This window comes from Anabaena sp. FACHB-595, assembly GCF_048568275.1.
Lineage (GTDB): Bacteria > Cyanobacteriota > Cyanobacteriia > Cyanobacteriales > Nostocaceae > Trichormus.
Genome location: NZ_CP183473.1, coordinates 5,963,045 through 5,975,576, shown reverse-complemented (window position 1 = coordinate 5,975,576; position 12,532 = coordinate 5,963,045). Strand labels below are relative to the sequence as shown.

General features: G+C 42.7%; 13 protein-coding genes and 1 pseudogene. 7 read left to right on the top strand and 7 right to left on the bottom strand.

The window, feature by feature from the left end:
• Positions 1–170: 170 nt before the first annotated feature.
• Positions 171–569: a nuclear transport factor 2 family protein gene (locus tag ACN222_RS25005; protein ID WP_044523348.1), complete on the top strand. Its 399-nt coding sequence runs from the start codon at positions 171–173 to the stop codon at positions 567–569.
• A gap of 54 nt (positions 570–623) precedes the next feature.
• Here the strand turns inward: ACN222_RS25005 and ACN222_RS25000 are convergent, their stop codons facing one another.
• Positions 624–1,085: a hypothetical protein gene (locus ACN222_RS25000; RefSeq protein ID WP_010999131.1), complete on the bottom strand. Its 462-nt coding sequence runs from the start codon at positions 1,083–1,085 to the stop codon at positions 624–626.
• Between the two features lie 110 nt (positions 1,086–1,195).
• Between ACN222_RS25000 and ACN222_RS24995 the strand changes: the two genes are divergently transcribed.
• The 3 genes from ACN222_RS24995 to ACN222_RS24985 all read left to right on the top strand — a co-directional run bounded on the left by ACN222_RS24995 (position 1,196) and on the right by ACN222_RS24985 (position 3,373).
• Positions 1,196–2,086 carry an ABC transporter permease gene (locus tag ACN222_RS24995; RefSeq protein ID WP_044522439.1) on the top strand — a complete coding sequence of 297 codons (891 nt, stop codon included), beginning with the start codon at positions 1,196–1,198 and terminating at the stop codon, positions 2,084–2,086.
• A gap of 92 nt (positions 2,087–2,178) precedes the next feature.
• The gene (locus ACN222_RS24990; protein ID WP_011319049.1) at positions 2,179–2,382 is read left to right on the top strand and encodes a hypothetical protein; all 204 of its coding nucleotides are present in this window, start codon (positions 2,179–2,181) and stop codon (positions 2,380–2,382) included.
• A 55-nt stretch (positions 2,383–2,437) separates the two neighbouring features.
• Entirely contained in the window at positions 2,438–3,373 is a 936-nt protein-coding gene (locus tag ACN222_RS24985) for an ROK family protein (RefSeq protein WP_010999128.1), read from the top strand.
• 28 nt (positions 3,374–3,401) lie between these two features.
• Here ACN222_RS24985 and ACN222_RS24980 read toward each other — a convergent pair whose 3' ends face one another.
• A complete protein-coding gene (locus tag ACN222_RS24980; protein WP_010999127.1) occupies positions 3,402–3,824 on the bottom strand; it encodes a hypothetical protein in 423 nt (140 codons plus the stop codon).
• A 375-nt stretch (positions 3,825–4,199) separates the two neighbouring features.
• Positions 4,200–5,837, bottom strand: a complete 1,638-nt coding sequence (locus ACN222_RS24975) for a CTP synthase (protein WP_010999126.1) — start codon at positions 5,835–5,837, stop codon at positions 4,200–4,202.
• 96 nt (positions 5,838–5,933) lie between these two features.
• Between ACN222_RS24975 and ACN222_RS24970 the strand changes: the two genes are divergently transcribed.
• Positions 5,934–7,688, top strand: coding sequence for an N-acetylmuramoyl-L-alanine amidase (locus ACN222_RS24970; RefSeq protein ID WP_044523344.1), 1,755 nt, complete (start codon positions 5,934–5,936; stop codon positions 7,686–7,688).
• A gap of 120 nt (positions 7,689–7,808) precedes the next feature.
• Positions 7,809–8,384 (top strand): annotated as a pseudogene (locus ACN222_RS24965) (N-acetylmuramoyl-L-alanine amidase family protein); the annotation flags it as partial.
• A gap of 45 nt (positions 8,385–8,429) precedes the next feature.
• Here the strand turns inward: ACN222_RS24965 and ACN222_RS24960 are convergent.
• Genes ACN222_RS24960 through ACN222_RS24950 form a run of 3 tightly spaced genes read right to left on the bottom strand, consistent with a single transcriptional unit; the run spans position 8,430 to position 11,373 of the window.
• Complete coding sequence (locus tag ACN222_RS24960; protein ID WP_010999123.1) at positions 8,430–8,708, bottom strand: DUF2887 domain-containing protein; 279 nt, start codon at positions 8,706–8,708, stop codon at positions 8,430–8,432.
• A 17-nt stretch (positions 8,709–8,725) separates the two neighbouring features.
• The gene (locus ACN222_RS24955) at positions 8,726–9,229 is read right to left on the bottom strand and encodes a DUF2085 domain-containing protein (RefSeq protein WP_010999122.1); all 504 of its coding nucleotides are present in this window, start codon (positions 9,227–9,229) and stop codon (positions 8,726–8,728) included.
• 32 nt (positions 9,230–9,261) lie between these two features.
• A complete protein-coding gene (locus ACN222_RS24950; protein ID WP_010999121.1) occupies positions 9,262–11,373 on the bottom strand; it encodes a TIGR00300 family protein in 2,112 nt (703 codons plus the stop codon).
• 259 nt (positions 11,374–11,632) lie between these two features.
• On the opposite strand from ACN222_RS24950, the gene ACN222_RS24945 reads away from it, so the two are divergent.
• Positions 11,633–11,905 carry a hypothetical protein gene (locus tag ACN222_RS24945; protein ID WP_010999120.1) on the top strand — a complete coding sequence of 91 codons (273 nt, stop codon included), beginning with the start codon at positions 11,633–11,635 and terminating at the stop codon, positions 11,903–11,905.
• Positions 11,906–11,999: 94 nt separating this feature from the next.
• Here the strand turns inward: ACN222_RS24945 and ACN222_RS24940 are convergent, their stop codons facing one another.
• A complete protein-coding gene (locus tag ACN222_RS24940) occupies positions 12,000–12,458 on the bottom strand; it encodes an NUDIX hydrolase (RefSeq protein WP_010999119.1) in 459 nt (152 codons plus the stop codon).
• Positions 12,459–12,532 lie beyond the last annotated feature (74 nt).

Sequence of the window (12,532 nt, the reverse complement as noted above, 5' to 3'; positions counted from 1 at the left end):
CTAAAAAAATGTTTATTTGTGCTGACTAATTTGTCTATATTTAGATTAAATTTTCAAGTTTCTTCTGTCTTAAGAATGATTACTTTTAGTGCAGATATCACCAAATTATTAATAATCTGGGGAAAGAGACATCAATAGATAATTATTTAGTGTATATCCACTTAATGATGATGGAACAAAACTCAGAGAACACTTTAAAAGTCGCTCATCAAGGATTTGAATTTTTTACTCAAGGTCTAGCAACGGGAGAATGGCAAAAATTTCTCGATATGCTAACCGAAGATTTTACCTTTTGGTTTCCAATGGGGAAATTTCATGGCTTGAATGTAGGGAAAGAAAGAGCCAAAGAATTTTTTACGTATGTTTCTGAGTCTTTTCATCCTGGAATACAACTATCATCCCTAGACCATGTCACCAGTAATGAAACAACAGTAGTCTTTGAGTTTCGGGATGAAGGGCTATTATTAGGAAAACCTTATAAAAATCGCGTAGCAGTTTCTTTTGATGTACGTGGCGACAAAATTTGTAGCTATCGAGAATATTTTGGTAGTGATGGTAAATCTAATTAAAGTTTGGTAATTGGTCATTGAAAATTAATTTATTACCCATTACCCATCCTTAATTTAATTATTTTGAGCTTGGATTGCTTGCAATTCCTGACATTTTGCCTCTGCGGCTTGATAAGCATCTACATATTCCTGACCACCCAGCATGATATCACCATAATATTCGTAAGGTGCTTCGCCATAGATGGGTAATGGGTCATCTTCGGGATAATCTTCCTTTGACTCTTCTATAACTGCTTTGAGTTTTTTCACACTCAAACTTTGTGCAGCAAAATACCAGAGTTCTTCAGACTTCTTATGCAGATGAGGTAGTGTAGGGTCAATAACACTATCCCCTACCTCAATCCAACCATGTTCTTTAGGTTTGTATGGCTTACCTGCGACCAAAAATCCTTGGACATAAGCGGCTCCTTGTGTTGCTAATGCAGCTTTATAAGCATTATCAAAGGGCTTATTGGCCTTGCTTTTGATGCTTTCAGCAACTTTTAGGGACAGGGTTTCATCCAATACTTTATTCATTGACAGCCCTCATGAGAGCTTCGAGTACAATATAAATATACACTAATCCCCAATCTTCACATTGATATGTAAAATGGTCAGCGTATCTTGCGCTATGCAGGCGATCGCTCATGACCATCACTAAACGTATACTGCCAAAATGGGGATCTTTTGTCAAAAAGCCCAACCTTTCCCAAAAATTAATGCTGGTTGGGTTAGCTATCACTCTATTTTTCATCTTCTTGGCATTCTTCGCGCCTGTATTCCAAAGTTGGGGATGGCTACAAAACCCCAGAGAGTTTCTGGCTAACACACCTCAAGAAGCACCATCAGCCAAACATTGGTTCGGCACGACTCTTTTAGGACATGATGTTTTCTCTCGGACATTATTTGGCGCACAAGCAGCGTTGCAAGTGGTAATTTTAGCCACGGCGCTGAGTATGATAGTTGGCGTGCCATTGGGAATGCTGAGTGGCTACCTTGGCGGTAGGTTAGATAAGGCATTACTGTTTCTCATGGACAGTATCTACACCTTACCAGGACTGCTATTGTCGGTAACACTGGCGTTTGTAGTAGGCAGAGGAATCTTAAATGCAGCGATCGCTATTAGTATCGCATACATTCCCCAATACTACCGCGTTGTGCGTAACCACACCGTCAGCGTCAAAACTGAAGTATTCATCGAAGCAGCTCAAGCAATGGGGGCTTCTACTTGGATTGTGCTTTCTCGATATCTGTTTTTCAACGTCATTCAAAGCGTACCCGTACTTTTTACCCTTAACGCCGCCGATGCAATTTTGGTACTAGGCGGTTTGGGTTTTTTAGGGCTAGGATTACCGGAAGAAGTACCAGAATGGGGACTTGATTTAAAACAAGCTCTAGAAGCATTACCAACTGGGATTTGGTGGACTACACTATTTCCCGGTTTAGCAATGACATTTATGGTAGTAGGGTTATCACTACTAGGAGAGGGGTTAAATGAATTTGTCAATCCTCGATTACGAGGAGAAAATCGGAAATAGACAGTTGATGGTTGACAGTTGACAGTTGACGGTTGTCAATAGATTTTGGACTGTGGACTATGGACTTTTTTATTAATTACTGAGAGATTAAAGTGAAAGATAACATTTCTTTGATAGCTGCTGCTGCTGGTGGATTTATGCTTTCTGTGGCGCTGGCGGGAATTTTGAGAGGTGCGCCAGTCATGGCTTGGCAAGATAAATCTAGTTTTAGTGCCAGTGTGGTAACAAATTTAAGAGTTACAAGCAAAAAAACTGAGAACTTAGAATTTTTTGGCCCAGAAATCCCAAAAAGCTAATATGCTTTTGTGAAATACCCTAAATGGGTAATTATCGTCAGCTTCATCAAAGCTGATGACTTCTGCTGTGGTGGTTTGGTGTGAGGAATTGAATGTGGGGAATTCTCAAGTAATTGGCATTGACTTGGGGGGAACAGCAATTAAATTGGGGCGATTTAGCAAAGATGGGACTTGTTCACAATCTTTGACTGTGGCGACTCCCCAACCAGCAACCCCGGAAGCGGTTTTTCTGGTCATGGTGGATGCGATCGCGCAAATTGACCCAGATAATGAAACTATAGCTATTGGTGTGGGTACTCCTGGCCCGGCTGATGCTCAAGGACGCATTGCTCAAATTGCTATTAACTTACCGCAATGGGAAAATGTACCTTTGGCGGATTGGTTAGAAGCGAAAACTAACAAGCCGACAGTAATTGAAAATGATGCCAACTGTGCGGGAATCGCTGAGGCTTGGTTAGGAGCCGGTCGCCACTGCCAAAACTTTATCATGTTAACTTTGGGGACTGGTGTTGGTGGCGCAATTTTTTTAGATGGCAAATTATTTGTCGGACATCGTGGCGCAGCTGGTGAACTGGGACTAATTACACTCCAACCCGATGGCCCTATGTGTAAAAGCGGCAACCCTGGTTCTTTAGAGCAGTACACTTCCATTAAAGCTATTCGTCGCCTGACTGGTAAAGAACCTGCGGAATTAGGTATGCTAGCTCAAGCTGGAGATCCAGAAGCCTTACAATTTTGGCAAGAATACGGACAAAATTTAGGTATAGGTTTAACGAGTTTAATTTATGTTCTCACACCACAGGCGATCGTGCTTGGCGGTGGTGTAAGTGCCAGCTGTGAATTTTTCTTACCAACTCTCAAAGCCGAAATCGAAAAGCGAGTTATGTCCACATCTCGCGCAGGGTTACAAATCTTGCCAGCAGAGTTAGGTAACTCAGCCGGAATGGTAGGCGCAGCAAGATTAGCTTGGGAAAAGTTTGGTAATTGGTAATGGGTGATTCAAAACTATTGACTATCGACTAAGAAAAAGAATGTCCTGTGGTTTTTTGGACGTATTGCAAAACTTTCTTATAAGAATCTGGGCTACTGACGGGGTTAATAATAATGGGAATAGTACCATCTGGTAGCCAAAAGGTTATTCTGCCATTAGTTTCTTGACAAAAGGAACTAATGCAATTGAGATTGATTACATATTCATTTCTTTCATAAATGATTTTTACCCAATGGGCATTTTCTACTGCCACGGTAGTCACTTGTTCTAGATATTCTAGGATTTTGTGATAGTCTTCTAAGTCAGTTTGGGGATTAATTATAATTGGAATGGCACAGTCAGGCAACCAAAATGTTACCCTGCCGTTCTTTTCATAACAAAAAGCATTTACACGGTCAAAATTGATTACATATTCTTTCCTTTCATATACGAGTTTCACCCAGTACGCCACAACAGCTCCTCAAGTCCGAAATTCATGAATGATGCTTACCTTGTATGTTATGTAATCTGCTGACGTTCTAAGTTAATTTACTCGGATTTTTGGGGAAAATCCCAAAATTTTATTTTCTGGTAGGGGATAGGGAAAAGGGTTAATCAGCTTTTAGTGTAATAATTTTACAATTGATTTATATGTAATAAATTACACTATAGTCTAGGCAAATGTCTTGCCCCTGCACCCTGACACCCCTACACCCTAATACAGTTCAGTTAAGCAAGAGAGGTAGGGGAAGAAAGACAGTTATTTTTAGAATTCTTCTCTTCCCCTACCTTAACCAAAAAATTCTTTAACTAAACCGTATTATCCTATACCCAGACCATTAAATTTTTAGGACACTTTCACTGGTGTCTGGAAATTAGCGGTAGGATGACTTTGAGCGATCGCAGCTTGGACAAAGCCAGTAAATAAAGGATGGGGCGTGTTAGGCCGCGATTGAAATTCTGGGTGGAACTGGCAAGAGATAAAAAATGGATGTTGTGGATATTCCACAATTTCCACTAGGCGGCCATCAGGAGATGTGCCACTAATGACATAGCCAGAATCTAATAACAGTTGACGATAGTCATTGTTGAACTCATAGCGATGACGATGGCGTTCTTGAATGATTTCTGCTTGGTAAAGCTTAGAGGCTAAAGTATTGGGGAGAATATGGCAAGGATATACACCTAAGCGCATGGTTCCACCTAAATCCACCACATCTTGCTGTTCTGGTAACAGGTTAATTACAGGATATTTGGTGGTTGAATCAAATTCCGCACTATTAGCACCAGCTAACCCGCCAACGTTTCTCGCCCATTCAATAACAGAACATTGCATTCCTAAGCATAAACCTAAGAAGGGAATCTGGCGATCGCGTGCGTATTTAATCGCGGCAATTTTGCCATCTACCCCACGCGTGCCAAAGCCGCCTGGTACAACGATGCCATCTACACCTGCAAGGTAGGTTTCTGGTGCTTGGGTTTCCAAATCTTCGGAATTTATCCACCGCAATTGTAAGTCTCCCTGGGTAGCAATGGCGGCGTGACGCAACGCCTCTACTACTGATAAATACGCATCACCCAAGCTGACATATTTACCAACAATGGCAATTTCTACGGTGTGTTTAGGACTATATAATCCTTGCACCATAGCTTGCCATTTCTCTAGGTTTGGTTGGCGTTGTTCCATTTGTAACAACTTGAGTGTTTGTTCTGCCAGTCCTTCCCCTTCGAGAATTAACGGGACTTCATAAATACTTCTGGCATCTTGAGAAGTGATGACGCACTCTACCGGAACATCACAGAATTCTGACAATTTCTGTTTTAATCCTCTAGGTATGGGGCGATCGCTCCGACATACTAGAATATCTGGTTGAATACCAATAGATCTCAGTTCCTTCACAGAATGCTGTGTAGGCTTCGTCTTCATCTCCCCCGCCGAAGCAATATAAGGCATGAGGGTAACGTGCATATACAACACATTTTGCCGTCCCACCTGTTTGCGTAGCTGGCGAATAGCTTCTAAAAATGGTAGCGATTCAATATCACCCACCGTCCCACCAATTTCGGTAATGACTACAGAGGGATTTGTTTCTTTAGCAACTGACAAAATCCGTTCTTTAATTTCATTGGTAATATGGGGAATTACCTGGACTGTGCCACCATTGTAGTCACCGCGACGCTCACGCATGATTACCGCTTGGTAAATTGAACCAGTGGTAACACTATTGAGGCGTGACATTGAAGTATCGGTAAAGCGTTCGTAATGTCCCAAGTCTAAATCTGTTTCTGCGCCATCTTGGGTAACGAAAACTTCACCGTGTTGAAAGGGACTCATTGTACCCGGATCAATATTAATATAGGGGTCGAGTTTTAAAATCGACACCGAATAATCTCGTGATTTGAGTAAACGGCCTAGACTTGCTGCTACAATGCCTTTGCCAATACTGGAAACAACACCTCCAGTAACAAAGATAAACTTAGTCATAGTAGTTTGAATTTTTATCAACTGCTAACGATACCTTCCAAAATCCATCCCGTCATTGTGCCACAGTCACATAGTGAATACTTCTGTGATACTGCTGTGAAAAAAGTTCTCATCCCAGTAATATTAAGCTTCGTTGTCACCTCCTCCGTTGCTTTGGCTTCCTCACCTCTCAAAGTTGTTTATCCGCCGACAAACCACCAGACTAGTGCAGAAAAAATCTTTTTTATTGGTACAGCACCACCAAACGGCCAAGTTCTCGTTAATGGTAAGCCAATTAATCGCAGCCGGTCTGGCCATTTTGCCCCAAGTTTTCCCTTACAGTTAGGAGAGAATATCTTTACAATACGCCACCAAAATCAAGAGCTTCAGATTAAGGTGACAAGGCTGAGTAATCAACCAGAGCTACCACAAGGTTTAGCTTTTGCTAAAGGTTCTCTCACACCAACTGCCGACATTGCCAGACTACCTGGAGAACTCATTTGTTTTAGCGCTATTGCACCTCCTAACGCCAGTGTCTCTGTGAAACTGGCTAATGATACTGTGGTACTTTTGCCTCAACCACAACAAGCAATACTACCAAGTAATTTGGCTGCGCTCACTGGACAAAATCAACCCACTACCCAGTCTATCCCAGGTAAGTATGAGGGTTGCACAACAGTACCAGTTGCAACAGATTTGGGACAACCTCAATACCAACTGACACTTAATGGTAAGACGATAACTCAACCAGGTGCTGGCAAAATTAAAATTCTCTCACCCACGCAGTTACCTGTAGCTGAGGTGGTAGCAGACGCAGGAGTTGCCCGGACTGGCCCTAGTACCGATTTTTCTCGACTTACGCCACTGCCTAAGGGAACACGAGCCACTGTCACAGGTAAAGAAGGTGTATGGTTTCGCCTAGACTATGGTGCTTGGATTAATAGTCAGGAAACCCGCATTCTTCCAGGAAGTGTTCCGCCACAAACAGTTATACGTAGTGTTGGATATCGAAGACTTCCAGGTACAACAGAAATGCTTTTCCCTCTCCAAACCCCTGTACCTGTGAGTGTGCAGCAAGGAGAAAAAACTTTCACCCTGACACTCCACAACACCACTGCCCAAACAGATATTATTCGCCTTGATGATGACCCTTTAATTTCTCGTCTAGATTGGCAGCAGATAGCTTCAGGAGAGGTAAAATATACCTTTAACCTGAAAAAAGCTCAACAGTGGGGATATAAGCTGAGATACGACGGTACAACCCTGGTGTTAGCTTTACGCCATGCGCCTGTTATCAGGCAGAATAGGCAAAAGCCCTTATCTGGTATCAAGATTCTACTCGATCCTGGTCATGGTGGTAAAGAATCTGGCGCAACTGGGCCGACTGGATATTTAGAAAAGGACGTAAATCTGGCAGTATCGAAGTTATTGCGTGATGAATTGCTCAAATTAGGGGCAAATGTGGTGATGACTAGGAATGATGATCGGGATGTCTCCCTACCAGAGCGTCAAGCAATTATCAATCGAGAAGAACCAGCGATCGCTCTTTCCGTCCATTACAACGCTCTCCCCGATGCTGGCGATGCGGAAAACACTAAGGGGATTGGTATGTTTTGGTACCATCCCCAAGCCCATAACCTCGCCGTGTTCATGCACAATTATCTCGTGAATAAACTCCGTAGACCTTCCTACGGTGTGTTTTGGAATAACTTAGCCCTCACACGCCCAGCCGCCGCACCCTCGTTATTATTAGAGTTAGGTTTTATGAGCAATCCCCATGAATTTGAATGGGTGACAAATCCCCAAGAGCAGAAAAAGTTAGCTAAAGTTTTGGCTGAAGGGATAACTGAGTGGTTTCGTAGTGGGAAATAGCATATTTTTGAAGTGAAATTCACACCATTACTGATAGGATTCATAGTTTTAAATTCTCTGGCGACTTCCAGCGTCACTTGGGCGCAAGACAAAAACCCGAATCGGGCTAACTCATCTGTAATTTCCCACAGACGACACAAGCCTTTATCTGGATTGAAAATTGTCCTGAACGCTGGACATGGTGGCACAGAATTGGGTGCAGCTGGCGCAACTGGTTATTTAGCAAAAGACTTGAATTTGCAAGTCACAAAGTTATTGCAGGATGAGCTAGTGCAGCTAGGTGCAGATGTAGTGATGATTAGGGAAGATGATAGAGACATATCCCTCGCAGAACGTCAGAAAATTATAGAGCAAGAATCACCTGCGATCGCTCTTACATTTCACTATCGCTCCCTCCCAGATGATGGCGATGCGGAAAATACCAGAGGTGTAAGTAGCTATTGGTATCATCCTCAAGCCCATAGCTTGGCTACTTTACTACACAACCGCTTAGTTGATGATTTGGGTAGACCTTCTTATGGTTTGTATTGGCAAAATTTAGCACTCACACGTCCCCATTCTTCACCATCAGTATTATTAGAGTTAGGTTTTATGAGTAACCCTGACGACTTTGAGGAGGCGATAAATCCCCAGGAACAGAAGAAGTTAGCTAAAGTTTTGGCTGAGGGTATTACTGAGTGGTTTAGAAGCCTGTAATAGTTGCGACTGAAATGACAAATCAAGAGGGAAGCGACAGAGGTTTTATTCTTCCCTACTCTCTTGAGTTGGCTGAGTTTGTGCTTGCTGCACCTGCTCAAACGATAAATCTAAAGCTTCAGCAACTTGTTTCAACGTTAATCCCAAAGCCAACAGTCGGGGTACTGCTTCTAACAAAGCTTCTTCTTTAATTTCTTGATAGACTCTTGTTTGTTTCAATTCGCTTAATCCAAACATTTCTGCTATTTCCTGTCGGCTTTTTTGGGGAAACTTATAGAAAATTATTGTCTCTATTAATTCATAAAAAATAGAGTCGGTTTTCATGAGGTGAAATTGTTGCTTTAATCACGCTGCCAACCGTGTAAAATTGGCATTGCAAATAGCCCCCATGCCAAACCTGTAATTAATCCAAAGGGTGTAACTAAGTAATTATTAAAATCCCATAAGTCGAAAATTTGGGCTGCTAATTCTAGAGGATAAGCCATCATTAATACACTGGCTAAAGCCGCACCATTCCAACCATATTGACTGAGCCAGTAAAATCCTTTACCAGCAGTCGCAGCGTATAACAGCCGAGTAACTAATAACCCGGTGACAGTGCCATAACAGCGCATACAAACAGCCATGATAAATGGGGGTGCTACATCTAAGCCCATATCTGGTTGCGGACACACATGATTACCCATGAAATAAATAATGTCCGCAATACCCCCAAGTAACCAGACTCCAGACGCAGCCAGAAAGGGAGCTACTGGGGGGCCAAACACCATTCCCACCAGCATAAAGTCAGCGATGAAACTAACCCAGTTAATTTGCAACTCTTTTTTTAAAGCTACTCTTACCATTTCCTTTCTGTGCGTCTAGTGTAGTCCGTTGACTAACCTACCTTAGAAACGTAGGGGCTTGTCAACTTATCTAACTGCTGGGTTAGCAGACTGAGGAATAATCCTACATCCGTGACTACGCCCACTGATTCGATAGAACCGCGATCGCTCAATTTTGTCACAACGGCCGGGTTAATATCTACACAGACCATTTTCACGCCTGCTGGGGTCATATTCCCCACACCAATGGAGTGCAGCATTGATGACAGCATCAAAATCATTTCCGCGCCTTCCAGGTGTTTGGCGTATTCCTCCTGCGCCTTAATTAAGTCCATTTGGGTATCGGGTAAGGGGCCGTCATCCCGAATGGAACCAGCTAGGACAAAGGGAATTTGATTGCGGACGCATTCATACATCACACCGCTACGAATGATCCCTGATTCCACACCTTTGGCTATACTGCCATGACGGCGGATAGTGTTAATTACCTTGAGGTGATGGCGATGTCCACCACGGACGGCGACACCCCGTTTCATATCTACACCCAAGGATGTACCCATCATATTTTGTTCGATGTCGTGGACGGCGATCGCATTCCCACCAAGTAGAGCTTGTACGTAGCCTTCCCGAATCAATCTTGAGAGGTGTTCACCGCCACCAGTATGAATCACCACAGGCCCAGCTGTGACGACTACTTTACCGCCAGCGTCCCGAATTTTCCGCAATTCCCAAGCGACTTGCTCAACCACCAACTCCACCCGCCGTTCGCTGGAAACGCCACCAGACATAAAGCTGAATTCTTGGGTGTTGCGTTGTTCCCGTGATTCGGTTTTGCGGATGGTGCGGATACCCAACACATCGACAATTACCTGTTCACCAGCTTTGAGGTCACGTAATATTTTACACTGTGCTAATAGACCATTGGGGGTTTGGGTGATAGCGATCGCCCCATCCATACGCTGATTTTCTACTTTGATCCACTGCCCATTAATTCTGACTTCCGTGGGATAAATGGTACTCACATAGAAATCATCAGGGGCTACACCGTCTTGAATCACAGGCTCAAGTTTGGCATCGCGTTCATCTTGGGGCAAGTCTACTGCACCCAAATCAATCAACAGGGAAATGATTTCTTCCATCACCTCGTGAGAAGGTGCTGATACCTTCACCTCGGCGGCGGATGTGCTTTGGCGTTGTTCTCCTAAGTTGAAATTCAGCACTTGGAAGCTACCGCCGGTATCGACAATCATATCCAAGGCGCGGTTAATCAAGCCAGAATCAAGTAAATGCCCTTCGATGCGAATAATGCGACTTTCAACATAAACATTGGCATGAACTTCGTCTCTGACTGGTTCTGTCACCCGCAAGGTGAGACATTTCGCCGCACCACCAGCTTTGAGAAATTCGGTGAGTGGCGTTTCTAGAACTTGGAAACCAACACCTGTCAAACTCTGCTTTAAAGCATCGCTGGCTTTGTTCATAATGACGATGCTTTCCACGTTCACCGTGTTACAAGCAAAGTTCACAGCATCGGCTTCAGCAATGGCGATCCGTTTTTCCGGTGCAACTCGCATCTCAATTAAGCGATTGGAGTAGGAATCAAACGCACCTGGATAGTAGAGCAAATAGCCGTTAGCTAGTGGGCAGAAACAGGTATCTAAATGATAGAAACGCTCATCTATCAATCGCAGGGATAGTACTTCAATATCCAGCCATTTAGCTAAATATGGGTGAGAATCTAATTCTGAACGGAAACCATAGCCAGCCCACAGCCAACGCCCTTCTCTGTCTAGCAGTGCATCACCAGCACCTTCAAAGGGTAAGTCTTTAGGTAGTTCATAAACTGTGTAACCATTGCCTTCAAACCATTCTTTGAAGTATGGTTCTTCTCCCTGACGCTCTTTGTGTAAAAAGCGACTCAGGACAACGTTATCACCCAACACCAAGCCAGCATTAGCGGTAAAAACTAGATCAGGCCAACCCTTTTGGGGTGTCACCAAATCTACAATGGCGTGTTCTTTAAGAATTTGGTATAGTCCCTGCCACTGTTCCACAGCGCGATCGCGTGATGACTTGTGAATATTCCCTTCCATCCAGGGGTTAATCACATAGTCCACATCGTAGTGGTCAGGGGGACACATCAAAAAACGAATCCGAGAGGTCATAAAAATATTACAAATGCTACAAACTTAATTCAGACAGAAGTATTTTCTTTTTCCCTAATGTATAATCCTTTACTTGGCAACTATCCCTAGATAGTCGCAGGATTTACAGAAGTGTTGCTCTGATGCAAGCACCAGAAAAACCAAAGTAATGGTAACAAACCTATAGGTTACTTAAAGACTAAGGAGTTAGTAGTATACCTCTGAGGCTGCAATCTCGCCCTATTTTAGCCACATTTAGTTTTAATAATTTAAGTTAAAAATGAAAAATTTAACCTTATCTTTAGAAGATAATCCTGATCCCCAGGATATTCAGGCAGCAATTAGCAAAATCCTGAAATATAACAACAATAGTCAACAGAATAAAGTTGTTACTAATCTTCCGGGCGTTTTGATGCAAGATGCTTGTTTTCCTAATCTGCTACTTCGTTTTCACTTGCTATGCGGTGGCGGTTACTTTCCAAGGGTTCTCCGTCATCAAAAACTAAATCCGTGGGTGGCGTGGGTGGTTCCCAGTCCAAGGATTTTACTGTAGATTCTTGTGATAGTTGGGTTGTTTCTATCGCTATAAATTCTACTCCCAAGACGGGTGATGATCCAAGGATAGACTGTTAAATATTTAAAGTTAATCAGATTGACTGTTGACTTAATTCTAGAGATGAGGCGCAAGTATGAGATTTTGTTTGGAGAAATCCTTTTAAAATCCGTTTGAGGGAATCTTTTTTAATGAGTTTAATAGCTTGATTGGCATCTAGCCAACGTCGATATCTTTTATTAGCTTCTGGATAATTATTACTTACCATTTCAACTGGTAATAAATACATTTTAACTTGGTAAACCTTGCCTCGTTTACGATATTTATAAGTACCTAGCTCATTAACATCTACTTGCCCGATGACTCCAGCTTCTTCCCAGGCTTCTTTAGCGGCCGAATCAGGGGGAGTCATTCCATTAACGATCCCACCTTTGGGAATTACCCAACTTTGGCGATCGCGCGTTGTAATCAATAATATTTCGATTTTTCCATTTCTTTCTCTATAAGGAATTACCCCAGACTGATTTAATACTTTGCTGACTTTTCCTCTCATGAGACTTCTATCCTTTAGCTCACTTTTTTAGTCTATGGTTTTTACTTTGAGATATTCAGTGTTGATCGACTATA